Below are 23,440 nucleotides of genomic sequence, written 5' to 3' on the forward strand. Positions count from 1 at the left end.
GCTACCACCAAACCCAGCACCCACCTGAACAGTTACCCGGCCGGAACACTCACGACCCCCGGTGCAGGGGTGGGACGTCGATCAGCCGGTGACCAGTTTCAGCGAGTAGGCGGACAAGATCTCGTTCACCGGCTGGAAGAAGGTCTCCCCGCCGGAGCTGCAGTCACCGGAACCGCCCGAGGTGACGCCCTGGGCCTGGCTGCCGCTGACCCAGGAACCGCCCGAGTCGCCGGGCTCGGCGCAGGCGTTGGTCTGCGTCAGCCCGGTGACCGTGCCCTCCGGGTAGTTCACCGTCTGGTCGGTCGCCTGGATGGTGCCGCAGTGCCAGCCGGAGGTGGAGCCGGAGCGGCACACCGACGCGCCGACGCCCGCCTCGTCCGAACCGGCGACGGTCACGTCCGGGTTGCCGTAGCCGTTGACCTTCGGCGTCGGGTTCCCGTCGGCCTTCACGTACGAGTAGTCACCGCCGCCGGGGAACTCGGAGCCCTCGAACTGGCCCGAGTAGCCGTCGCCCTCCACCGAGTCGCCGGGCTGGCCGCAGTGGCCCGCGGAGACGAAACCGTCGGCGACCGAGAAACCGACCGAGCAGCGCGAGGTACCGCCGATGTGGTACGCGTCGCCGCCGACGATGTCGCCCGCGAGCACGCGCGGCGCGTTCGCGGCGGTCTCGACCCGCACCGGGCCGGCCGAGCGGGCGAAGGCGAGGAACGAGTCGAGGTCGGCGCCCTGGGCGGCACGCTGGACCTTGACCACGACCGAACTGGACTTCACGTCGACGTACCAGCCGGTGACCGCCTTCGGCGCGGCATGCGCGTCCAGTGCCGACTTCGCGGCGGTCAACGCGGCCTCGGTGTGCCCGACCGTGGTGACCGCCGCACCGGTCGCGCGCACCGCGTCCGCCCGGGCGGCGTCGGTCACGCCGACCACCAGCTTGCCCAGGGCCGGATCGAACCAGGCGCCGCCGAACGCGTCCCCGGCCGCGGCCTGTGCCGCGCCGCGCACCGTCCGGGCCGCGGCCTCCTGGGCCAGGCGGGTCTGCACCTGGTCCGCGGACAGGCCGAGGTCGCGTTGCAAGGCGCTGAGGACGTGGGGCGAAACCGCGGCCGTGGGCGCCGCCGTCGCCGGTGCGACCGCGAGCGCCGCCGCCACGCAACCGATCGTGATTCCCGCTGCTCTTACCAGGTTTCTACGCTTCATAAGCGCTCCTTGAGCCGTCTGGCAGGGTTTGACTGGCAAGTAAGTCTGTGCGGGACGGGCGTGAATTCGCTGCCTACGAAAGTCGGGTTCGGTTGGTTAATAACCGTTCCTAATAGAGATCATTTGCGGCTTTTGCCGAGCCTTGTCCGGTTCGGCGTCCCGGCGGCGCAGGGCCGTGAGCAGGACTCCGAGCACGGCCAGATGACTGCCGAGCAGGAGGCGTTCCACCAGCCCGCTGTAGTCCCGGAGCGGTTCGGCGCCCGGCAGGAAGGTCAGCACGAACAGGCCGAGCAGGGCCAGCGCCGCGACGGCCAGCCAGCGCAGCGCGGGCGCCAGGTGCCGCAGGCGCCACGCGGCGATCGGCAGCGTGACGAACCCGGCCAGCGCCGCGTGCCGGTGGATCGCGCCGTGCCAGGTCAGCGGGACGTCCGCGGGTTCCTGGGGGAACAGCGCCAACACCACCAGCCCCGCGCTCCACACCACGATCAGCCAGCACGCGGTCCGGGCGCCGGGGACCCGTGCGGCGCGCAGTGCGCCCGCCGCCGACAACCACGCGAAACCCAGCGCCAGCATCGCCACCCCGGCCAGCCGCGCGCCCTGCTCGGTGTACACGTACTCGCTGAACGTCTGGCGGAACTGGTCGACCGCGTCCGCGTAGCAGATCTCCAGGTAGAGCGCGACTCCCAAACCCAGCGCACTCCAGATCAGCGCGGACAGCGCGAGCGGCCGCGACGCGGCGGACGGGTTCTCCATGCGCTTCACAATGGCCGGGCGTCCCGGCGGTGCGCGTCCCGCCGCGGCGGCATCTTCGGGTACCCCCGCGGGGGTACCGCGGCGAGCCGCGTACTCCACCGGGCTACGGGAATTTCCCGGATGGGCTCGCGCGGCGCGCGGGCTAGGTTCGGGAAGCGTGAGCGAAACGCCTTCGCTGGTGCGCGATCTGGGCCGATCGGTCCGCTGGGCCCTGGTCACCGGCCGGGACGCCGACCTCGGGCCGCCGTTGGGCCTGTGGCGGGGTCCGGCGTGGCTGGGCTGGTCGTTCGCGGTAGGACTGCTCGGGTTCTGGGTGGCGATCCTCTGGTCCGCCGCCGTCAAGGCGCCGGACGACGGCGGCTTGACGGCCGCGGTGATGATCGCGCTGCTGGTCGGGTCGGTACTGCTGTGCCGCGACCGCCCGCTGACCGCGATGCGGCTCGTCTGGGTCGGCACGCTCGTCGGCGCCTACGCCGAGATCGCCGCCGACCGGCCGCTGGACCAGTACTTCTACGGCTACCTGCCGGTGGTCGCGCTGGTGATCGGGCGGGCGCGGGCCCGTTCGGACGGCCTCGCGCTGGTGACCGTCGCGCTGATCCTGGGGAAGACGGTCGTCACGGCCGCGTCGCTCTCCCTCGACGCGGTGGGCGGCCCGGTGCTCGTCGCGCTGATCACGGTGACCATCGGGTACACCCTCAGCCGCCAGCGCCGCGCCGAGCAGGTCGCCACCGACGAACGCGAGAAGCGGGCGGTGCTCGAGGAACGCGCCCGCATCGCCCGGGAACTGCACGACGTCGTCGGGCACCACCTGTCGATCATCGCGGTGCGCACGGACAGCGCGCCGCACCGGCTCGCCGGGCTCGACGAGGCCGCCCGGGAGGAGTTCGCGAAGCTCGGCGTGGTCGCCCGGGAGGCGCTCGACGAGACGCGGCGGCTGCTCGGCCTGTTGCGCGAGGAGTCGCGCGAAGCCGACCGCGCCCCGCAACCCGCGCTCGCCGACATCCCGGACCTGGTGCGGCAGTCCCGGGATTCCGGGCTGGCGGTCGAACTGGACGCCGACCGCGCGTTGCCGGAGGTGCCCGCGGTGGTCGGCCTCACCGCTTACCGCACGGTCCAGGAATCGCTGAACAACATCCGGCGGCACAGCCCGGGCGCTTCGGCGAGCGTCTCGATCCGGTGCGCATCCGGCGAACTCCGGGTGACCGTCGAGAATTCGAAGGGCGCCGCGCCGCCGAAGGAAAGTCGCGGGGAGGGCAGCGGGCTGTCCGGGTTGCGGGAGCGGGCCGCGCTGGCGGGCGGCTACTGTCGTGCGGGTGCGCGCCCGGACGGCGGGTTCCGGGTGTCTTTGGTGTTGCCGTTGCCCGGCGGGGAGGAGGCCGCGGAGTGATCCGCGTGTTCGTCGTCGACGACCAGGCCATGATCCGCGAGAGTTTCGTGAGCCTGCTCGACGCGCAGCCGGGGATCGGCGTGGTCGGCTCGGCCGCGGACGGCGCCGCGGCACTGGCCGGGATCGCCGAGCTGACCGGGGCGGGATCCCGGCCGGACATCGTGCTGATGGACGTGCGGATGCCGGTGCTGGACGGCCTGGAGGCGACCCGGCGCCTGCTGGGTGGGTCCGAAGTGGACGGTGAGCCGCCGAAGGTGATCGTGCTGACCACGTTCCACCAGGACGACTACGTGTACGCGGCGCTGCGGCACGGCGCGAGCGGCTTCCTGCTCAAGGACGCGCCCGCCGCCGAACTCGTGCACGCCATTCGCGTGGTGGCGGCCGGGGACGCGTTGCTCTCGCCCGCGGTGACCAAGGGCCTCATCGCGAACTTCGTCCGCACCGAACCGCGGTTCTCGGTGCCGCCCGAACGGCTGGCCGCGCTGACCGCCCGCGAACTGGAGGTGCTGCGGCTGGTGGCCCGGGGCCTGTCGAACACCGAGATCGCGGACGAACTCGTGCTCTCCGAGCAGACGGTGAAGACGCACGTGGGCCGCATCCTGGCCAAGCTCGCGCTGCGGGACCGCGCGCAGGCGATCGTGCTCGCCTACGAAACGGGCCTGGTGCGGGCGGCGACCTGAACGTCGTCGCCGCCGTCGAGCATGCCGAGCTGGGTCGCCCGCACTCCCGCCTGGAACCGGCTCTGCGCGCCGAGCAGGTCCATCAGCGCGCGCACGTGCCGTTGCGCCGTGCGCAGGCTGATGCCCAGGTGGTGCGCGATGTTCTTGTCGGTCAGCCCCGCGGCCAGGAGCTTGAGGACCCGGCCGTCCAGGTCGGCCGCGCCCTGCTGCCCCTGGCTGTTGCGGGTGGACAGCGGGACCGCGCGCTGCCAGGACGCCTCGAACAGCGAGATCAGCCCGAGCAGCAGCGCCGACGAACTGACCAGCAGCGCGCTGTCGGTCTCCTTGCCGACCGACACCGGCAGCAGGGCCCACCGGCGGTCGACCAGGCCGATCTTGGTGGGCAGGCTGGGCAGCACCCGGACCCGTTCGCCCTGCGCGCCGCGGGCCCGCAGGTCGTCGATGATGAAGTCGTTGTCCAGGTAGAACTCGTCGTACACCGTGCGGTACACGACCCCGGAACGCATGACCGACTTCGCCACGTCGTTGGCCTCACCGGCCACGTAGGGCGGCTTCTCGAACTGGCAGACCTCCAGCCGGGCCGCGCGCTGCAGGCGGTCCCAGCATTCGCAGATCGCCGCGCGGCCGCTCAGCATCTGGGTCGGCCCGTGCGCGTCCGGATCGCCGTTCGCCTGGTTGTAGATCGTCATCAGGGTCGGGATCAGGGCACGCACCCGGCGGAGCCGTTGGTGGTGCTGGGTGATGTAGGACTCGATGGCCGCGTCCGGCGGCACCCGTTTCCAGCGCGTCGGGCAGCCGGCCACGTTCGTCACCAGGCCGCGCCGATCGAGGACCCGCAGCACCTGTTCCGCCTGCGGCAGTTCGCACTGGGCGGCGGTGGCCAGCTCGGGGAGGGTCCAGGAAGGGCGGGCCAGCACGAGTTCGTAGATCCGTTGCTGGTCGCCGGACAGTCCCAATGCCTCCAACATCTCCACCCGCTCCCTCGTTGTCGGTCGATGAGCGAGGTTGCGCATCCTGACTTAGCCTTGGTCAGCTACGAGCAAGAGGAATAAACGATGTGTACCGGGTCGGTGGCCTTTTGTCACCAGTTGCCGTAAGAGCACCGGCGAGCCGTCGTAATTCCGCCAGTCCCCCTTGCGTCCCCCGGCGCAGCAACGTACTCCGTGCGGCGGCGGGGCCCGGCGCGGCCGAGGGACGGTGACCGCGCCGGGCAACTCGGAAGGAGCGTCACGCCGCGGCGGCCAACGCCGTCGCGCCGGCCAGCGTCCACGCCGCGTGCGCGGCCGCGTTCGCCGCGATGCCGAGTTCCTTCGAGCCGACGTTGCTGATGTTGTCGCACCGCTGGTGGTAGCACGGATCGCTACCGCTGCCGATGCCGCTCACCTGCACGCCGATGTTCTTGAAGCTCGCGTGGTCGCTCCGCCCGCCGATGTTCATCGTGCGGGAGGGGATTCCCTTGCCGCGGAAGTAGTCCTGGAACATCTGCTGCAGGCTCGGGGTGTCGTTGTACACGCCCCACGTGGTGGTGTTGCGCGCCCCGACCATGTCGAAGTTCAGGTATGTCTTGATTTTGCTCCGCTCGGCGCTCGGCAGCGAGTTCACGTACTGCCGGGAGCCGATCAGCCCGAGTTCCTCGGCGCCCCACCAGCCGAAGCGCACGTGCTTCTGCAGCGTCGGCTTGGCGCGCGCGAGGGTGAGTGCCGTTTCCAGGGCGGCCGCCGAACCCGAGGCGTTGTCGTTGATGCCGGGGCCCGCGGTGACGCTGTCCAGGTGCGCGCCGAGGAAGACGATCTCGTTCGGGTTGCCGCCCGGCCAGTCCGCGATGACGTTCCAGCCGGTGGCGCCGTTGTGGGTGAACGACTGCAGGGTCGTGGTGAACCCGGCGGCGTCCAAACGCGACTTCACGAAGTCGGCCGAGGCCCGGTACCCGGGTCGCCCGTGTGCGCGGGTGCCGCCGTTCCGATCGGCGATATCCTGGAACTGCTGCGCGTGGGCGAGGACCGCGGCGGCCGGTATCTCCGGTGGGGCGGACAGGGCCGGCGACGGGCCTTCCCCGGCCGTCGCCTGGCCCGAGAACACCACCGTCGTCGCCGTGAACAACGCGACCAGGAAGGGACTGTAGGACTTTCCGAGTTTCATGCGCTTCCTCCAGCAGGGTTCGAGGAATGATCAGATCGAATCGGCAGAGGTCGCGACCCGACCGGCTGACACGGTATTCCGGCAGGTCAGAGCGGGAATGATGCTGGCGGAAATGCGCCGCGCGCGGCTGCGTAAAGACGCCGGTGGCCCTGGGCGGTATGGATCCCGGGCGGTCCCGCGTTGGTACAAACTAGGGCAAGTGGCGGACGGTTAGGAGGCAGTTGCGGTGTTGGATCCGGAGGAGTTGTACGAGGTGGACTCCGATGTCCCGGACCTGGACGGGGCCGTTCTCCTGCACCAGCTCGAAGGCTTCATGGACGCGGGGTCGGCGGGCCGGCTGGTCACCGAGCACCTGCTGGAGACCTTCGAGCACCGCGTGGTGGCCCGGTTCGACGTGGACCGGCTGATCGACTACCGCTCGCGGCGGCCGATGATGACCTTCCGGAGCGACCACTGGGCGGAGTACGAGGAGCCCGAACTGGTCGTCCGGCTGCTGCACGACGCCAACGGGACCCCGTTCCTGCTGCTCACCGGGCTGGAGCCGGACCGGGAGTGGAAGTTGTTCACCGACGCCGTGCTCAGTCTGGCCGAACGCTGGAAGATCCGGCTGGCGGTGGGGTTCCACGGCATTCCGATGGGGGCGCCGCACACCCGGCCGCTGGGGGTGACCGCGCACGGCACCCGGACCGAACTCGTCGGCGGGTACACCCCGATGGGCAACACGCTCGAGGTGCCCGGCAGCGCCGACGCGTTGCTGGAACTCCGGCTGGGCAAGCTGGGGGTGGACGCGGTCGGTTTCGCCGCGCACGTGCCGCACTACCTTTCGCAGGCGTCCTATCCGGCGGCGGCGCTGACCCTGCTGAGCTCCGTCACCCGCAGCGCCGGGCTCGAGGTTCCGGACAGCACCTTGCGCGAAGCGGGGCGCCGCGCCGACGCTGAGATCGAACGGCAGGTCGAGGAGTCCACCGAGGTCGCCGAGGTGGTGCAGGCCCTGGAACGGCAGTACGACGCGTTCACCGAGGCGACCAGGCGGCGGAGCCTGCTCGCCGATTCGGTAGAAAACATGCCGACGGCCGAGGAACTGGGCGCGGAGTTCGAACGTTTTCTCGCCGAGCAGGGCCGAGGCGATGCACAGGACCACTGATGAGGGGGAGCGCGTGACCGTTCGTACGGACCGGGTCGAGGTGGCGGACGGCACGTTCGACCTTCCGGTGTGGCTGCCCGCGGACGGGCACGGGCCGGGGCTGGTGCTGATCCAGGAGATCTTCGGGCTGGACGGCTACCTGCGCTCGGTCGCCGCCGATCTCGCGGAACTCGGGTACGTGGTCGTGGTGCCCGATCTGTTCTGGCGGATCCAGCGGAACTGGTCGTCCGGCCACGACGAGGCCGGGCTGAACGCGTCGCTCGAGGTCTCCGGGAAGTTCGATCCGGCCCTCGGCGAGGCCGACGTGCTCGCCGCGCTGCGGCACCTGCGCGGCCTGCCCGAGGTGCGCGGCGGCGCCGGGGTGTTCGGGTTCTGCCTGGGCGGTTCGCTGGCCTTCGCCGCGGCCGCGCACGGCGATCCGGACGTGGCCGTGTCGTTCTACGGATCCACCGTGCCGGAGCAGATCGCGCTCCTGGACGAGATCACCTGCCCGATCCAGTTCCACTTCGGCGGCCAGGATCCCTACATCCCCGCCGATTCCGTGCGGCGGGTCGAGGCCGCGGTGGCCGGGCATCCCGGCGCCGAGATCCACGTCCAGGAGGAGGCGGGCCACGCGTTCCACAACCACGTGGCCCCGATGTTCCACCACCCGGAGGCCGCCGCCACCGCTTGGCGGCTGACCACCGCGTTCCTCCGGCGGCAGCTGCCCGCCTGAGCACCGGCGTCAGTGCTGGCGTCCGGGTTTCCAGTGGTTCATCGCGTCGGCGAGCGCGTCGTGGCCGAGCGCGGGCTCGGGTAGCTCGGTCGGTTCGTCGCGCCGGACGCGCAGGCCGTCCAGGACGATCGTGAGGAAGCGGCGCCAGAGCTGGGGCCGCAGACCCCCGGTGTAGTCGGCGGTCGAGCCGATCATGAACTCGATCAGCGGTATGTCGGTGGGGTCGAGGTCGGCGCGGAGGCTGCCGTCCGCCTGGGCGCGGGCGACCATCCGGTGGGCCGCGGGGATGAGCCGTTCCCGGGCCCGGGCGACCCGGTCGTGCCCGTAGGCCGAGCTGAGCATGACCTGGCGCAGCCCGGCGTTGGCGGTCTGCAGTTCGGCGGTGCGGAACATGAACTCGGTCAGCGCGGTCCACGGATCCGGTTCGCGCAGGGACGCCTCGGCGAGGTCGGCGATCTCGTCGATGGTGTGCTCGAAAAGGGCTTCGACGAGATGTTCCCGGCTCGGAAAGCGCCGGTAGACCGTGCCCACCCCGAGGCCCGCGTGTTTGGCGATGTCGTCGAGCGTGACCTCCAGGCCGCGCGCGGCGAAGACCTCGGCGGCTGCCTCGAGGATCCGCTGGCGGTTGCGTTCGGCGTCGCGGCGCAGGGGGCGGCTCATGCGAAGGACTCTAAACAAGCGAAGTAGAGGTGGCATCTCCACTTCTGCTAGCGTGTGCGGCACAAGTGGAGAAAGCATCTCCATATTCATCGCGGAGGGCTCCCGGTGCCGACCATCGACACGCACGCACCGCCCGGCGAGAACGCGGCCGGGCCGGCAGAAAACCCGCATCACGCACGGCGCTGGCTGATCCTCGCGGTGCTCGGGCTGGCCCAGTTGCTCGTGGTGCTCGACGCCTCGATCGTGAACGTGGCGCTGCCCTCGGCACAGGCGGATCTGGGCTTCTCCACCGACGCGCGGCAGTGGATCGTCACGTCCTACGCGCTGGCGTTCGGCAGCCTGCTGCCGCTGGGCGGGCGCATCGCCGATCTGTTCGGCCGCAAGACGACCTTCCTGATCGGGCTGGCGGGGTTCGCCGCGGCTTCCGCGGTCGGGGGTGCGGCACCCGGCATCGGCGTGCTGATCGCCGCGCGCACCACGCAGGGCGTGTTCGGCGCGTTGCTCGCGCCCGCCGCGTTGTCCTTGCTCACCACGACGTTCACCGATCCGAAGGAACGCGGCAAGGCGTTCGGGATCTACGGCGCGATCGCCGGCACCGGGGGTGCGATCGGGTTGCTGCTCGGCGGGACGCTGACCGAGTACCTGGGCTGGCGCTGGTGCCTCTACGTCTGCATCGTCTTCGCCGCCCTCGCCTGCGCCGGCGGTGCGTTCCTGTTGCGCGAGCGCCGTTCCGGCCAGCGGCCCAAACTGGACCTGCCCGGCACGATCGCCGTCTCCGCGGGGTTGTTCTGCCTGGTCTACGGATTCTCGAACGCCCAGACCGACGACTGGAGCGCGGCTTCGGTCTGGGGGTTCCTGGTCGCCGGCGCGGTGCTGCTGGCCGTGTTCGTGGTCCTGCAGACCCGGGTGGCGCATCCGCTGCTGCCGATGCGCGTGCTGCTCGACCGCGATCGCGGCGGGGCCTACATCGCGGTTTTCCTGACCGGTGCGGGGATGTTCGGCATCCTGCTGTTCCTGGCCTACTACCTGCAGCAGAACCTCGGCTTCTCGCCGATCAGGAGCGGGGTCGCCTTCCTGCCGATGGTCGGCGCCCTGATGCTCACCGCCAGCCTCGCCACCAACGTGCTGCTGCCCCGGTTCGGGCCGCGTTACCTGGTGGCCGCCGGAATGCTGATCGCCGCCGGTGGCCTGTGCTGGCTGAGCGCGCTGGAGGCGGACAGCGGGTACGCGGCGGGCGTGCTGCCCGGGCTCACCGTGTCCGGGCTCGGGATCGGCCTGGCGATGGCGCCGTCGATGAGCGTGGCCACCCAGGGCGTCGATCCCGGCGACGCGGGGGTGGCCTCGGCGGCGGTCAACACCGCCCAGCAGGTCGGCGGCTCGATCGGGACGGCGGTGCTCAGCACGGTGGCCGCGAGCGCGGTCACCGCCCAGCTGACCGGCAAGGTTCCGGCCCCGGACGTGCTCGCGGAAGCCTCCGTGCACGGATACACCACGGCGTTCGGCTGGGCGGCGGCGATTTTCGCGGCCGGGGCCGTCGCCTGCGGCCTGGTGCTGCGTTCTTCCGGTGCCCACTACGAGGAAAGGGAAGGCGACCGATGACGAAGACGACCGACTTGGAGACCGCGCTGGGTTCGGATCTGGGCTTCGGCCCGGCCGGTCCGGTATACGCCCAGATCATCTGCGGCCACCTGCTGCGGGTCGCCCTGGAACTCGGCCTGCCCGACGCGATCGGCGACGAGGAGGTGCCGATCGATCGGCTCGCGGCGAAGGTCGGCGCGCAGCCCGGCCCGCTGCACCAGGTGCTTCGCGCCCTGACGAGCGTGGACTACTTCCGGGCCGTCGGTGACGACCGGTACGCGAACAACGAGGTGTCCTCCGCGCTGCGTTCCACAGTGGACGGTGCGCCGTCGCTGAGCGGGTTCGCGAACGCGGAGTGGATGTGGCGCCTGTGGGACGGGCTCGCCGAGGGGGTGCGCACCGGGGTCAGCCCGTTCCAGGCGCAGCACGGCAAGAACTTCTTCGACTACATCAGCCAGGACGCGCCACAGGTGGCCGAATCGTTCAACTTCGCGATGACGCACGGGCTGGGCTCGACCAACGCCGGTGTCGTGTCGGCGCTCGACCTCGCGGCCACCGGCAAACTCGTGGATGTCGGCGGCGGTCAGGGCAGCCTGCTGCGGGACCTGCTGCGGCACAATCCCGCACTGCGCGGCGTGCTCTTCGACATCGAATCCGCGCTGGACGACGTAGATCCGGAACTGCGGTCCGGCACGCTCGCCGAGCGGTGCGAGATCGTGGCCGGGGACGCGCGGCGATCGGTGCCCGGCGCCGACGCGTATGTGTTCCGCACGGTCCTGCACAACTGGGACGACGAGAGCTGCGTGCGCATGTTGTCCTCGTGCGCGCGGGCGGGCACCCCGGGTGCGCGGATCTTCGTCGTCGAACTGGACATCGATTCCGGGGCGCCGGTCGCCGGGTTCATGGACCTGCAGATGTTCGTGCTGTTCGGCAGCCGCGAACGCAGCTCCGCCGAACTCGCGGACCTGTTCGAGCGGGCGGGGATCGGCTATGTGGGCATGAGCACGACGTCGACGTTGTTCAGCGTCTTCGAAGGCCGCCTGCCCGGGTGACCGCGAGGGCCTTGGGATCCAATAGGTGCCATGGATTCCGAGGTTTACTCGATCAGCCAGGTGGCCGCGCGGTTCGGCCTGCGAGTGTCGGCCCTGCGGTACTACGACGAGATCGGTCTGCTGCGCCCCGCCGAACGGCGGGGCACGGTCCGCTACTACGGGCGCGCCGAACTGCACCGGCTGGCCCTCATCCAGCGCCTGCACCACCGCGGGCTGGTCAGCCTGGCCGACACCACGATCCTGCTCACCGAGAACCCCGCCGAACGGGACGGCAACGCGCGGGACGTGCTGACCCGGTCCATCCAGGGGCTCAAGGACGAGATCGAGAACCTGCAGGCCGCGCAACGCCTGCTCGAGCACCTGCTGAGCTGCCCGGCCGAGAACCCCGTCCGGGAATGCACGTTCCTCCACGACGAACTGGATCGTGCCGTCGAAACGGCACTCAACTCCGGGGCGTGATCAGCGGCAGCAGGACCTCGTCGACGACGGCGGTGAGCGTCTCGTCGGGAACCGGCCGACCGCGCAGGATGAACTCGTGCGCGATCAGCGCCGGAGCCACATCGGCGATTCGCGGCGTCACCGCCTCGGGCCGGACCTGGCCGCGTGCCACGCCGTTGCGGAGGATCGCGAGCAGCAAGTCCTGGCGCGTATCGATCAGGCGCGCGCGGGCCCGCCCGGTGGCTTCCGGCGACCGCAGCGACTCGGCGAGCAGCCCGCGGACCCCCTCGGCGACCGGCCCGTTCAGGACGCCCAGCATCCGGCGCAGGACCTCGAGCACGTCCTCCCGGACATCGCCGCTGTCCGGGACTTCGTCGTGATCGGGCACCGCGTACAGCAGCGCGTCGACCACGAGCTCGGCCCGGTGACGCCAGCGCCGGTACAGCGAGGCGTTGCCGGTGCGCGCGCGGGTCGCCACCCGTTCCAGGCTCAGCTCGGCATAACCGTGATCGGCCAGTTCTGCCAGTGTCGCCTCGAAGATCGCCCGTTCCAGCGCCGGTCCGCGCCGCCGCGGACCCTTCCGGTGATCGGTCTCCTTCTTCGCCAAGCACTCTCCTTCCGATGCCGTACTTAAAGAAGCTTGCCTTCTCTAAGGTCTGACCCTACCGTGGAACGAGGTAGAGAAGCAGAGTTTCTCTAACATCCCTGGGAGGATCTCGTGACCGAACTCGCGCCCCGACTTTCCGCGGCTCACCGCAAGGCGTTGCCGCTGCTGGCTTCCGGCGTGCCCGAGCCGTCCGTGGTGGGTTATCTCGACCTCCTCGACCCCGCTCCCGTTCCGGCGCCGAACCGCGCGCAGGCGCTGTGGTCCCGCCGCTGGGGTGCGGCGTTCTACGCGAACCTGCAGTCGATGCGGCGACGGCTGATGGACGTGAACGGCTCGCCGCGGGACCGGTTGCGCCCCGCGCCCGGCGAGACGGTGCTGGATCTCGGCTGCGGCCCCGGCGACATCACCCGGCAACTCGCCGACGCGGTCACGAGTAGCGGGCTCGTGGTCGGGGTCGACCTGTCGGCGGAGATGCTCACCCGAGCCGTCCGCGACGCCTCGGCCGGAAACATCGCCTTCTTCCGCGGCGACGCGACACGGTTGCCATTCTCCGACGGAATGTTCGACGCGGTCTGCTGTTCGGCCATGTTCCAGTTGCTTCCGGATCCTTTCGCCGCACTGGATGCGATGACCCGCGTGCTCGCACCGGGCGGCCGCGTGTTCATCCTCACCACGCATCGCGGCCGTGGACTCGCCGAGCGCCTGTCCTGTGCGCTCGTCGGCCGGTTGAGCGGCGCCCGCATGTTCGCGCCGTCGGCGATCCCGGACGCGCTCGCCGAACGGGGTTACCGCGATATCGACCAGCGTTTCACCGGAATGCTGCAGACCGTGGTCGCGGTTCGCTGAGCCGGTGGTGCTCAGGGTGGTCCGTGGTTCATGGCTACCTCCGGTCGTCGTCGGTTGGGTGTAGGTGGTGGAGCCGCCATGGCCGACTCTACCACGATTTCGAACGCATGTTCGACCCAAAATGGTGAATCGAATATCGCCGCCGCGAGTCGCGCACTCAGGCACGCGAGTTGCACGTTCGGGCACGCGGGTTGTCCGCGTGGGACCCGTTGGGCGCATTCGGGCTGCTGGATGCGCGGTGTCGCGGGGTGGTCCCGAGTGTGTATTTCGGTTGCCTGAGTGTGTGTTTCGGTTGCCTGAGTGTGTGTTTCGCTTGCCTGAGTGTGGAATTCACTTGCCTGAGTGTGGAGTTCGGGGACTCGCGGCGGGCAGGAGGCGAGTCCTCGCACGTGACTACACGATCTTCGGCGAACTCGCCGAGCGCCTGGTCGGCCTCGGGCGACAGATCCCCGAGTTCGAGGAGTTCTGGGCGAGCTGGCGGATCGAGATCTTCGCCGAGACCATCGACGGCGTCCGGTCTGGCTGGAGCCCGAGGAATGGGCGGCCCCGCCGCGGAACGGCATCCGTTGCACCTGGTGGCCAACCCGCCCCATGCGCGGCTGCACAGCCAGCGTGATGTCGGCGCGCGGGCTGGACGCGGGCGAAGGGGTGCGGGGGTTCAACGATCGCGGCAGCCGCCTGGCCGGGCTGAGCGTGGATCCGGCCGTGCGCAGGGGAGTGGTGCGACTGTCCACGGGCGCTTGGTGTGACCCGGGACCCGGGAATCCCCGGTTCTGCCACAGGGAAATCCCGACGTTCGCACGGCGGATCGTCCGACGTCCGCGCTCGCGCGAGCGTGCGGCGGGCAGCACGCATTGGTGGAAGTAGAAGACTTCCGGGACCCGTACCGCCGTTGGAGGTCACCCAGTCACCCGGCTGGTGAGAATCTCGCTCATGCCCCAATCGAGGATCGGTTCGGTTCCCCGGCGCCGGTATCATCGCCGGGACCGGAGGGCCGCGTGGACGAAGCGAAACAGATCTTCACATCCGTAGAGCCGATCGACGTTTTCCCCACTGTTGATGAAATGCACGCCTTCACCCAGTCGCTCGCCGCGGAGTACGCGGGACTGGTCCGCGCGGAACGGGTCGGGCGTTCGTCGCGGGGTGAGCCGATCTGGGAGCTGCGGATCGGTTCGGGGCCGAAACCCGTGCTGGTGGTGGGAAATCCGCATCCCAACGAGCCGATCGGGCTGGCCACGATCCAGCATCTCGCCCGGCGGTTGTGCGCGGATCCCGGGCTGTGCGAACGACTCGGGGTGACCTGGCATTTCGTGCCGTGCGTTGACCCGGACGGCACCCGCCTCAACGAGGGCTGGTTCGCCGGGCCGTTCACCCGGGAGCACGTGGCCCGGAACTTCTACCGGCCGCCGGTCGACGCGCAGCCGGAGTGGACGTTTCCCGCGGTGTGGCAAGGAAAGACCGCGGGGTCGCCGATTCCGGAAACGCGTACGCTGATGCGCCTGATCGACCGGATCCGGCCCGCACTGATCGCCTCGCTGCACAACGGGGACTTCGGCGGCGCCTTCTACTACCTGTCCGACGGTGACCGGGAGTACTGGACCGCGCTGACGGATCTCCTTACCGAGGCCGGAATTCCGCTCGACGTGGGCCAGCCGGACGCGCCCGGCGCCCGGGTGTTCGCGCCCGGGGTCTTCGAGCTGCCGTCCTTCGGGGTCATCTGCGACACGCTCGCCGCGGCCGGGGCGGATCCGGCCGATCTGGTCCCCGGCGGCAGCACCCGCGACTACTCCGGCCGCTACGGCAGCGCCATCCTGATCAGCGAGCTGCCGCTCTGGGTCGATCACCGGGTGGCCGATCCGTCGCCGATTTCCCGTACCTTTCAGGAGGTTCTGCACGCGTCCGCAGCCCGCTACCGCGCGGACAAGCTGCTCTTCGACGGCGTGCTCGCCCGGCTCGGGAACCTGCTGAGCGGTACGAGCCCGTTTCAGCGCGCGATCCTCAGTTCGGCCCGGATCACCGGTGCGGTCGCCCGGGCCAAGGCCGTGCTGGCGGACGCGCCGGACAGCGCCCGCCCCGCCACCGCCGCCGAGGTGTTCATGGAAGAGGAGGTGTGGCCCAGCGTCTTCCGGCTGCGCGCCGGAGGCATGCTGTTGCGCCTGTTCGACGACGAGAAGCGGGCCGGGAACGACGCCCCCGTCCTGGAAGCCGAGCGGGCGCGCTTCGCCCCGATCTTCGACGACTGGTGCGCCGAGGTCGCGGTCCGGGCGCCGGGGCAACCGGTTCCGCTGCACCGGCTGGTCGGCGTGCAGGCCGCCGCGATCGCGATCGCGGTGACCCGCGTCCGCGACGGCCTGCCCCGGTAGGGCGCTCAGTGCGCCAGGGTCACGCCCTCCTCGGCGAGCCGCTCGGTGCCGCTCTGCGTCTTCAACGGGATCTGCTTGACGAACGCGATCACCACCACGACGAGCACCGCGATCGGGGCACTGATCAGGAAGAGATCGCTCGTCGCCGTGCCGTAGGCCTCGCGGATCACGTTCACCACCGGCTCCGGGAGCGCCGCGAGGTTGGGCACCTCCTGCGCCGAACCGCCGGAACCGGCGGCGGCCGCCGGTCCGAGCCCGGCCACCGTCAACTCGGTGACCCGGTTGGCCAGCACCGCCCCGAGCGCGCTCACCCCGATCGAAGCGCCGAGGCTGCGGAAGAACGACAGCACCGAGGTCGCCGCGCCGAGGTCGCGCGCCGGCACGTCGTTCTGCGCCACCAGCACCAGGTTCTGCATCAGCAAGCCGATGCCGATCCCGAGCACCACCATGTACCCGCTCAGCAGCAGCACGTTCGTGTGCGCGTCGATCGTGCCGAGCAGGCCGAGCCCGACCACCATCAGCACCCCGCCGAGCAGCAGGTGCGCCCGCCAGACCCCGGTCCGGCTGATCAGCTGACCGGAAATGGTCGACGAGGCCAGCAGCCCGAGGATCATCGGCAGGCTCATCAGCCCGGCGACCGTGGGCGTCTTGCCCAGGGACAGCTGGAAGTACTGGGAAAGGAAGACGGTGCCGCCGAACATCGCGGTACCGACCAGGAAGCTGGCGATCGTGGTCAGGGTGATCGTCCGATTGCGGAAGATGCCGAGCGGCAGCACCGGTTCCCGCACCCGCGATTCGACGAAGATCGCGAGCGCGAGGACGATCAGCCCGGTGGAGACCAGCCCGGCCGTCCACCACGAGCCCCAGGCGAACTGGTGACCGGCCAGCGAGGACCACACCAGCAGCGTCGACACCCCGGCCATGATCAGGAACGCGCCGAGGTAGTCGACGTGGACGTCGCGGCGCACGGTGGGCAGGTTCAGGGTGCGCTGCAGCAGGACGATCGCGGCGATCGCCAGCGGCACCCCGAGGAAGAAGCACCACCGCCAGCCCAGCCACGACGTGTCCACCAGCAGCCCGCCGATCAGCGGCCCGGCCACCGTGCCGACCGCGAAGATGCCGCCGAACAGGCCGGAGTACTTGCCCAGTTCGCGCGGTGACACGATCGCCGCCATGATCACCTGGGCGAGCGCGGTGAGGCCGCCCGCGCCGACGCCCTGGGCGACCCGGCTCGCGATCAGCACCCCGATGTCGCCCGCGAATCCGGCGACCAGGGAACCGACCACGAACAAGCCGAGCGAGAGCTGGATGAGCAGCTTCTTGTTGTAGAGGTCGGAAAGCTTGCCCCACAGCGGAACCGTCGCGGTCATCGCGAGGAGTTCGGTGGTGACCACCCAGGTGTAGGAGGCCTGCGAGCCGCCGAGTTCGGAAATGATCCGCGGCAACGCGTTGGCGACCACGGTCGAGGCGAGAATGGCGACGAACATCCCCATCATCAGGCCGGACAGCGCCTCGAGCACCTGCCGCCGGCCCATCGCCGCCGGTGCGCCCCCGGAGTCCGGGCTACTCGCCGTTTCGGATGAAACAGACACGGATTCCCCTTCGTTCGATTTTCGCCTGTGGACGCGAAACTTCAGTGCTGGTGCGGTTCGGGCAGGCCGTGTGCCACGGCGTCGACCGCCGATTCCACGAGCGCGGCCAGCGGCTGGCGCCCTTCGCGCAGGTACCAGCGCCGGATCGCCGCTTGCAGGGCCCCGCCGACCACGGAATACAGCAGCGCCGGGTAGAAGTCGTCCACGGGATCGAGTCCCACCCGGCGGGCGATCGCCGCGATGATCGTGCGCTCGGCGTCGGCTTGGGCGACGATGATGCGCGAGATCAGGCCGGGGTGCTTCTCCAGCACCGACATGCGCATCAGCCACTCTTCGCGGTCGTTCTCGATGACCTCGATGTCCTCGCGCAGCGCCGACATGAACGCCCGCAACGCCGTCAGTTCCGCGGGCGCGTCGATGACCCGGCCGGCGGTCCGCTCGGCGCGTTCGGCGTGATCCGGGTACGGGATCAGCACCGCGTCTTCCTTGCTCGCGAAGTAGTTGAAGAAGGTCCGGGCGGAAACCCCGACCTCGGCGCTGATGTCCTCGACGGTCACGTGATCCAGACCGCGTGCGGCGACCAGGCGCACGGCGGTGGACGAGAGCGCGCGGTGCGTCTCGAACCGCTTGCGTTCGCGCAGGCCCATGGGCTGACCGGTCTGGGTCATGAGGCCACTGTAGCCAGGTGCTTTCACAGACTGCAAAATTGCAGTGTGTGAAATCGGTTACCGGGAGCCGGTGGTGAACAGCGCGCGCAACCGACCCCGGGCGGACCCGCCGAGCTTGGGAAACACCTTGTACAGGTGGCGTTCCCGCTCGGTCAGCACGTCGCCGACGAGCCACCGGCCGCGCGGAGTTCGCCGCGCTCCAGTTCCTCCCGCCGTCCGATGAACATGGCGTCACGCTAAGAACCCCAGCGCGGAGAGGGAACTCAGGCGAGCGCGCCCCCAACCATTCGCGATCTTCACCAGTCAGTAGAGGTGCGCGATACGAACAGCGGTTCGCGTGAGGAGGGAACAGTGCAGATGGTCAGTGCCGACGAGGTGCGGGAACTCTTCGATCAGCACATCGCGTTCGGCGACGAGGCCGTGCGCCGGGCGGTCCAAACCCCCGGCGGCGAGGAACTCACCGTCGAGACGAACCAGGCGGAGTACGTGGTCCGGGTGCGGCCGAAGTTCCTGCGCCTGGGCAGCGAGCCCTGGATCCGCACCCTGGTCGTCGCGGAACGGACCGACCGGCCGCCGGCCGGCGCGCCGGAGACCTTCGTCGTGGCCGTGCAACGGGACGGCCAGGCCCTGCCACTGTACAAGAAGCCGGTCGTGGCCACCCTCGGCAAGCGATTGCACGACGGCCTCGATCCGGTCGCCTACGGCGAGGTGCTCGCGCGCTACCACCCGTGGACCTCGGCCTGGGTCGACGTGATCACCGTGCCGCGGCAGCTGACCCGGGAGTTCGGCGGCACCGATCTGCCGGCCCCGCCCCTGCCGCTGCTGACCGCGAGCGGCGAGGCGCTGCGGCTCACCTTCCACTCCCGGGAGATCCACCGGACCGGCTCGGGGGGATCGCGGGTGCTGAGCATCCGTTCGTGGGAGGTCCGCTCGTGGCGTGACCGGCCGGCCTCGTGGAGTTCGGAACTCGTCGTCCGGGACGCGCTGCTCGACCCCTAACGCGAGGACTGGACCAGCAGGACGGTGATCAGCGAGGTCGCCACGATCCCCAGCACGATCAGCACGACCGCGAGCGCGCGTCTTCGGTTCCGGGCGGCGCGGCCCCGGCCGACGAACTCGTGCTGGAGCGCGGAATGGTCCGCGCCGCGGAGCGCGAGCCAGCGCCGGGCGTCGGCCAGCACCGTCCCGTGGGGCAGCAGGTCCCGGTGCCGCCCCGACGCTTCCCACCGGACGATCTGCTGGTCCAGGTATTCGCGCCAGCGCAGGAATTCCAGGTCCGACTCGAGCAGGGTGCGCAGCCGCGGCCAGTGGTCGATCAGGGCCTGGTGGGCGAGTTCGACGATCGGGCGCCCGTCGACGCCTTGCCCGAGGACCAGCAAGCGGCCGCGGGCCAGCCGGTCGACCAGCACGCGGATGTCCGGGGGCAGCTCGTCGAGGGCCACCGCGCGGCGGGCGAAACTGGTTCCGGCGGGCCGCGCGAGCATGGTGAACAGCCGCCGCAGCCGCTCGCCGTCCGCCAAGCCGGGGAAACCGGCGAGGATCCGTTCCGCCGCCTGGGTCACCGCGCCGGTCACCCCGCCGAGCCGGGCATAGGCCTCGGTGGTCAGGTAACCACCCGCGCGCTGTTCCCACAGTTCGGTGAGCAGCGATTCGACCAGGGGGAGCTGGCCGGGTTCGGTGCCCGCGTCGTCCAGGATCCGTTCCACGAGCCCGGGTTCGAAGTACAGGCCGGGGGCGTGCGCGGTCGGGCCGACGATCGCGTCGCGCAGCTGGGTCCGGTTCATCGGGGCGACCGAGACGATCGCCGCGTCGGTCGACCCGGCGGTCTCCGGCGTGAGCAGATCGCCGAGCGCCTGCCAGCGCAGGGTGAAGATCACCCGCAGCGGCCGGAACTCGCTTTCCGCCTCGATCAGCGCGATCAGCAGGCGCATCAGTTCCCGGGCCGCGGTCCGGTCGTTGGCGGCGAACTCCTCGAACTGGTCGAGGAACAGCACGGGGCTGGTGTCACCGGCCCGCTCGGCGAGTTCGGCGGCCAGCGACCGGATCGTCAGGGAACCCGTGCGCCGCAACGCATCGAGCGCATCCGCCTGCTGGAGCTGTTCGGCGGGCTCGAGTTCGGGATAGAGCAGCAGCGCGAGCGCGACGGCGAACGAGACCCTCCCCGCGGCGTTCGGGGCGGGGCGGAACTCGGCGATCCGCGCGCCGCTCGCGCGCAGGCGGGGCAGCAGGCCCGCGCGCACCAGCGAGGATTTGCCGGTACCGGAATCGCCGAGCACGGCGACCAGCGGCCGCCGCTCGACGGCGTCGACGAGCCGCACGATGTCGTCTTCGCGGCCGTAGAAGAACGCGGCATGCCGTTCGTCGAAGTACTTCAGCCCGCGGTACGGATTCGGCAGCAACTCGGGATCGATCCCGAGCACGTCCTCGATCGGGATGAGGTAGGCGGTCGCCGCGAGCAGGCCGCGGTCGGCGGCGACGGTCATGCCGACCACGGCGTTGACGTCCGCGTCCCACACCGGGGAACCGCTGAATCCCTCGACGATCGCCTGCCCGTTCGGCGCGCCGTGCAACTGGATCCAGCGGGTGCCCTGCTTGTCGCGGAACTCGCCGCACGCCCACACCCCGTCCCGCATGCCGTCGGGGAAACCGAGGACCCGGAACTCGTGGCCCCACGGCCGTTCCGCCCGCCGCAGCGGCGGCACGCGCGCCGGAACCGGGGGCGGCTCGACGAGTTCGAGCACCGCGACGTCACCGGTGCCGTTGGGCCGGATGGGCGACCATTCCCGCACCCGCGCGGAAATCCGGGCGGGTTCGAGCTCGCCGGCGAGCGGGAAGTCGACCGACAGCAGGCCGGTCGGCGCGCGGCGCTGCTCGGGGTCCCCGCCCAGCGCCGCGGTCACCACGTGCGCGCAGGTCGCCACCCGGGTGGGGCCGATGAGGAATCCCGCACCGGCCACGCGCGCCGAAGCGTCCACAATCCGGGCGATCGACTGGCCCATCGGGCCGTGGTCGTACTGCGACCGGTCTCGCATAACGGCAATCCCTCTCCCCTGGGAGTGTCCGTCGGGCAGATTACCGGTCCGCGGTCACGCGGTGTTGACTGTGCGCGCGTCCGGATTCGCGTAGCCAGGCCGTGACTTGCGCAGGCCCCGCACCTGGAGCAGGTCAGCGGCCCGCCTCCGCAAATCCGGGGCCTTCGGCCCAAGCGCGCGCCGGGTCACCTCGAGCGGACACCCACGTCTCTCGCCACACGCGCGTCAGGCAACTGGACGCAATTGCCGGATCGCCTCGTTCCTGCGGAGTTTGCGATGCGCGTTCCAGCGGCAGCGTTTCGCGGTGCCGACCGCGATGCCCAGGTGACCGGCGGCGTCGGAGAGGGTGTAGCCGTCGCGGTCGACCAGCAGCATCACGTCCCGTTCCCGCGGGGACAGCTGGGCCAGCGCCCGCGCCATCACGAGGTTCTGGACCACGCGGTCCTCCAGGGACGGGCGGTCGTCGGGGATCAGCGTGTCGAGTTCGGTCTCCGGGGAAGCCGCGACAAAACGCATTTCCCGGTGCCGGATCTCCTGGCCGACCCGCGTTCGGGACTCATTTCGGACCGCGGTGCGCAAATATGCGCCGAGCGCCTCGGGATCGCGCAATTCCGGAAGCCTGGTCAGCACTTTGCGCATCACTTCCTGGACGACCTCGCTGACGTCCTCGGGGGAGTGCAGGTACCGGCGCGCCTCCTTCACCAAGGTGGCGCGGTTTTCCGTGTAGTACTGCTGGACACGCAGGTACAGCTCGGTGCCGGGATCCCGGGCGATCCGCACGATCCCCGAGCGCGCGGACTGGTCCGCCGCGATCCGCGCGGCGCCCGCCAGCCACCGCGGATCGAAAGCGCGCAACAAACCGACCAGCCAGTCCGGCAATTGTTCTTCCGGTGGCGGCTCGTCATCGAGTTCGTTCAACACAGGCCTCCCCTGACGCGCGGCGGCGTCCCTGAATGTCGCGGTCATATCGAGTCAGACGGGTACGGGTGGTAAATAGTTGGGGAAACACGGGAAGTTCTTCGTGCTTCACGGAAGGTTACCGCCGAGGAGGCGATCGAGGAACTCTTCGACCGCGGCCTCGCTGGTGCGGGCCGCCGTTTCCGGATCATCGGCGCGCGCGATGAGCAGCGCGGCTTCGGTGAGCGAGGCGAGCAGCATGTGCGCGAACGGGACGGCGAACTCGGCGGGGATCCGGCCCGCGCTCGCGACCGCGCGGAGGGCGGCCTTGATCCGGCCCAGGATCTGCTTCTCGTCGAGTGCGCGCCAGCGTTGCCAGCCGAGGACCGAGGGGGCGTCGATCAGCATGACGCGCTGCACGACCGGGTCGCCCGCCAGCCGGAGCCAGGCCAGGCACCCGGCGCGCAGGGACGCCACCGGATCCCGTTCGGCTCGCGCGACCGTCGCCAGTTCCGCGTCGGTCTTCGCGCCGAGATCCTCGAGCACGGCTTCGAAGAGGCCCTCCTTGCCCGCGAAGTGGTGGTAGATGGCGCCCCGGCTCACGCCGGATTCGTGGATGACCGCCTCGATCGACGTGTCCTCGTAGCCGCGTTCGGCGAACAGCCGGGTCCCGATCGCGATCAGTTGTTCACGGGTGGCCCGGCCGCGCTCGACCCGTTTGTTCATGGGCGCCCTTCCGCACGGTTGACATACCGACTGTCGGTCTAGAACTATGAACCGACAGTCGGTATGTAACGTAGTCGTCTGCGAGGAGCATCATGGACCGCGCCGAATTCGCCGCGTGCCGCGGCCGGGTGGAGACGGAACTGGGCGAGATCGGGTACGTCGACACCGGGTCCGGGCCGGTCGCCCTGTTCGTGCACGGCGTCGGCACCGGCGCCTACCTGTGGCGCAACGTCCTCGGCGCGCTGCGCGGCGAGCGGCGCTGCGTCGCGCTGGACCTGCCGCTGCACGGCGCCAGCCCCGCCCGGCCGGGGCAGGACTTCTCGTTGCCCGGCCTGGCCGCGGTGGTCGAAGCCTGCTGCGAAGCGCTCGAGCTGACCGGTTTCGACCTGGTCGCCAACGACACCGGAGGCGCGGTCGCGCAGGTTTTCGCCACTCGTCGCCCTGATCTGCTGCGCACCTTCGCCCTGACCAACTGCGACGCCCACGACAACCTGCCGCCCGAGGCGTTCCGGCCGACCGTCGAACTGGCCGAGCGCGGCCGGATCGCCGCGCTGGCGCCGCGGATCACGGCGAACTTCGAACTGGGCCGGCCGGCCATCGGCGCCGGGTACGAACACCCGGACCGGCTCGACGTGGCGACGATCCGCGAATACCTCGAACCGCTCTACCGCACGCCCGAGCGCGCCCGCGAGTTCGAGCGGTTCCTCACCTCGCTGAAGGGCGAGGACCTCCTGGCCGTCGAGCCCGAGCTGGCGAAACTGGAAGTGCCGACGCTGATCGCCTGGGGCACCGGCGACCAGTTCTTCGAGACGCGCTGGGCGTACTGGCTCCGCGACACGATTCCCGGGGTCACCGAGGTGGCCGAGATCGAGGGCGGGAAGCTGTTCTTCCCCGACGAGCGCGCCAGCGAACTGGTGGCGCTGTTGCGGCGGCACTGGGCCGCCCAAGCGGGATGATCTTGGCTCC

At 70.5% G+C, this 23,440-nt stretch carries 22 protein-coding genes; 11 read left to right on the top strand and 11 right to left on the bottom strand.

Features of this window, described 5'->3' with window-relative positions; translation table 11 throughout:
- Nucleotides 1–81: 81 nt before the first annotated feature.
- Both FXO23_RS19565 and FXO23_RS19570 read right to left on the bottom strand, forming a co-directional pair.
- Nucleotides 82–1,197: a S1 family peptidase gene (locus tag FXO23_RS19565; RefSeq protein WP_158886808.1), complete on the bottom strand. Its 1,116-nt coding sequence runs from the start codon at nt 1,195–1,197 to the stop codon at nt 82–84.
- 96 nt (nt 1,198–1,293) lie between these two features.
- Nucleotides 1,294–1,950: a DUF998 domain-containing protein gene (locus FXO23_RS19570; protein ID WP_158886809.1), complete on the bottom strand. Its 657-nt coding sequence runs from the start codon at nt 1,948–1,950 to the stop codon at nt 1,294–1,296.
- Between the two features lie 157 nt (nt 1,951–2,107).
- On the opposite strand from FXO23_RS19570, the gene FXO23_RS19575 reads away from it, so the two are divergent.
- Both FXO23_RS19575 and FXO23_RS19580 read left to right on the top strand, forming a co-directional pair.
- A complete protein-coding gene (locus FXO23_RS19575) occupies nt 2,108–3,337 on the top strand; it encodes a sensor histidine kinase (RefSeq protein WP_158886810.1) in 1,230 nt (409 codons plus the stop codon).
- Entirely contained in the window at nt 3,334–4,017 is a 684-nt protein-coding gene (locus FXO23_RS19580) for a response regulator (protein ID WP_158886811.1), read from the top strand. Before FXO23_RS19575 ends, FXO23_RS19580 begins: the two co-directional genes overlap by 4 nt.
- Here the strand turns inward: FXO23_RS19580 and FXO23_RS19585 are convergent.
- Nucleotides 3,984–4,985: a helix-turn-helix transcriptional regulator gene (locus FXO23_RS19585; RefSeq protein ID WP_158886812.1), complete on the bottom strand. Its 1,002-nt coding sequence runs from the start codon at nt 4,983–4,985 to the stop codon at nt 3,984–3,986. The genes FXO23_RS19580 and FXO23_RS19585 overlap by 34 nt on opposite strands.
- A gap of 259 nt (nt 4,986–5,244) precedes the next feature.
- A complete protein-coding gene (locus FXO23_RS19590) occupies nt 5,245–6,156 on the bottom strand; it encodes a M28 family peptidase (protein WP_158886813.1) in 912 nt (303 codons plus the stop codon).
- Between the two features lie 226 nt (nt 6,157–6,382).
- Here FXO23_RS19590 and FXO23_RS19595 point away from each other — a divergent pair, with 226 nt between their 5' ends.
- Together FXO23_RS19595 and FXO23_RS19600 are read left to right on the top strand one after the other, a co-directional pair.
- A complete protein-coding gene (locus tag FXO23_RS19595) occupies nt 6,383–7,300 on the top strand; it encodes a proteasome assembly chaperone family protein (RefSeq protein ID WP_246257567.1) in 918 nt (305 codons plus the stop codon).
- A 13-nt stretch (nt 7,301–7,313) separates the two neighbouring features.
- On the top strand, nt 7,314–8,015 hold the full coding sequence (locus tag FXO23_RS19600; protein ID WP_246257568.1) for a dienelactone hydrolase family protein: 702 nt from the start codon (nt 7,314–7,316) through the stop codon (nt 8,013–8,015).
- A 9-nt stretch (nt 8,016–8,024) separates the two neighbouring features.
- Here the strand turns inward: FXO23_RS19600 and FXO23_RS19605 are convergent, their stop codons facing one another.
- Nucleotides 8,025–8,675 carry a TetR/AcrR family transcriptional regulator gene (locus FXO23_RS19605; protein ID WP_158886815.1) on the bottom strand — a complete coding sequence of 217 codons (651 nt, stop codon included), beginning with the start codon at nt 8,673–8,675 and terminating at the stop codon, nt 8,025–8,027.
- A 105-nt stretch (nt 8,676–8,780) separates the two neighbouring features.
- Between FXO23_RS19605 and FXO23_RS19610 the strand changes: the two genes are divergently transcribed.
- From FXO23_RS19610 to FXO23_RS19620, 3 genes are read left to right on the top strand one after another with little or no spacing between them, the layout of a single operon-like run.
- A complete protein-coding gene (locus FXO23_RS19610; RefSeq protein WP_158886816.1) occupies nt 8,781–10,274 on the top strand; it encodes an MFS transporter in 1,494 nt (497 codons plus the stop codon).
- Nucleotides 10,271–11,305: a methyltransferase gene (locus FXO23_RS19615; protein ID WP_158886817.1), complete on the top strand. Its 1,035-nt coding sequence runs from the start codon at nt 10,271–10,273 to the stop codon at nt 11,303–11,305. The genes FXO23_RS19610 and FXO23_RS19615 overlap by 4 nt, the downstream gene beginning before the upstream one ends.
- Before the next feature lie 30 nt (nt 11,306–11,335).
- Nucleotides 11,336–11,764, top strand: a complete 429-nt coding sequence (locus tag FXO23_RS19620; protein WP_158886818.1) for a MerR family transcriptional regulator — start codon at nt 11,336–11,338, stop codon at nt 11,762–11,764.
- On the opposite strand, the gene FXO23_RS19625 is transcribed toward FXO23_RS19620, so the two are convergent.
- Complete coding sequence (locus tag FXO23_RS19625; RefSeq protein ID WP_158886819.1) at nt 11,748–12,350, bottom strand: TetR/AcrR family transcriptional regulator; 603 nt, start codon at nt 12,348–12,350, stop codon at nt 11,748–11,750. The two genes, FXO23_RS19620 and FXO23_RS19625, sit on opposite strands and share 17 nt — an antisense overlap.
- 111 nt (nt 12,351–12,461) lie before the next feature.
- Between FXO23_RS19625 and FXO23_RS19630 the strand changes: the two genes are divergently transcribed.
- Nucleotides 12,462–13,196: a class I SAM-dependent methyltransferase gene (locus FXO23_RS19630; protein WP_158886820.1), complete on the top strand. Its 735-nt coding sequence runs from the start codon at nt 12,462–12,464 to the stop codon at nt 13,194–13,196.
- A 1,064-nt stretch (nt 13,197–14,260) separates the two neighbouring features.
- Complete coding sequence (locus tag FXO23_RS19635; RefSeq protein ID WP_158886821.1) at nt 14,261–15,559, top strand: M14 family zinc carboxypeptidase; 1,299 nt, start codon at nt 14,261–14,263, stop codon at nt 15,557–15,559.
- Between the two features lie 5 nt (nt 15,560–15,564).
- Here the strand turns inward: FXO23_RS19635 and FXO23_RS19640 are convergent, their stop codons facing one another.
- Both FXO23_RS19640 and FXO23_RS19645 read right to left on the bottom strand, forming a co-directional pair.
- Complete coding sequence (locus FXO23_RS19640; protein WP_158886978.1) at nt 15,565–17,094, bottom strand: MDR family MFS transporter; 1,530 nt, start codon at nt 17,092–17,094, stop codon at nt 15,565–15,567.
- A 98-nt stretch (nt 17,095–17,192) separates the two neighbouring features.
- Nucleotides 17,193–17,819 (bottom strand): TetR/AcrR family transcriptional regulator, encoded by a 627-nt coding sequence (locus FXO23_RS19645; RefSeq protein WP_246257569.1) that lies wholly within the window; start codon nt 17,817–17,819, stop codon nt 17,193–17,195.
- Between the two features lie 351 nt (nt 17,820–18,170).
- Between FXO23_RS19645 and FXO23_RS19650 the strand changes: the two genes are divergently transcribed.
- A complete protein-coding gene (locus FXO23_RS19650; protein ID WP_158886822.1) occupies nt 18,171–18,818 on the top strand; it encodes a hypothetical protein in 648 nt (215 codons plus the stop codon).
- Here the strand turns inward: FXO23_RS19650 and FXO23_RS19655 are convergent.
- The 3 genes from FXO23_RS19655 to FXO23_RS19665 all read right to left on the bottom strand — a co-directional run bounded on the left by FXO23_RS19655 (nt 18,815) and on the right by FXO23_RS19665 (nt 22,474).
- On the bottom strand, nt 18,815–20,851 hold the full coding sequence (locus FXO23_RS19655) for a serine protease (RefSeq protein WP_158886823.1): 2,037 nt from the start codon (nt 20,849–20,851) through the stop codon (nt 18,815–18,817). The genes FXO23_RS19650 and FXO23_RS19655 overlap by 4 nt on opposite strands.
- A gap of 225 nt (nt 20,852–21,076) precedes the next feature.
- Complete coding sequence (locus tag FXO23_RS19660) at nt 21,077–21,769, bottom strand: RNA polymerase sigma factor (protein WP_158886824.1); 693 nt, start codon at nt 21,767–21,769, stop codon at nt 21,077–21,079.
- A 108-nt stretch (nt 21,770–21,877) separates the two neighbouring features.
- Nucleotides 21,878–22,474: a TetR/AcrR family transcriptional regulator gene (locus tag FXO23_RS19665; protein ID WP_158886825.1), complete on the bottom strand. Its 597-nt coding sequence runs from the start codon at nt 22,472–22,474 to the stop codon at nt 21,878–21,880.
- Nucleotides 22,475–22,566: 92 nt separating this feature from the next.
- Here FXO23_RS19665 and FXO23_RS19670 point away from each other — a divergent pair, with 92 nt between their 5' ends.
- The gene (locus FXO23_RS19670; protein ID WP_158886826.1) at nt 22,567–23,430 is read left to right on the top strand and encodes an alpha/beta fold hydrolase; all 864 of its coding nucleotides are present in this window, start codon (nt 22,567–22,569) and stop codon (nt 23,428–23,430) included.
- The last annotated feature ends 10 nt before the right edge of the window (nt 23,431–23,440 follow it).

The organism is Amycolatopsis anabasis (genome assembly GCF_009765355.1).
GTDB lineage: Bacteria > Actinomycetota > Actinomycetes > Mycobacteriales > Pseudonocardiaceae > Amycolatopsis > Amycolatopsis anabasis.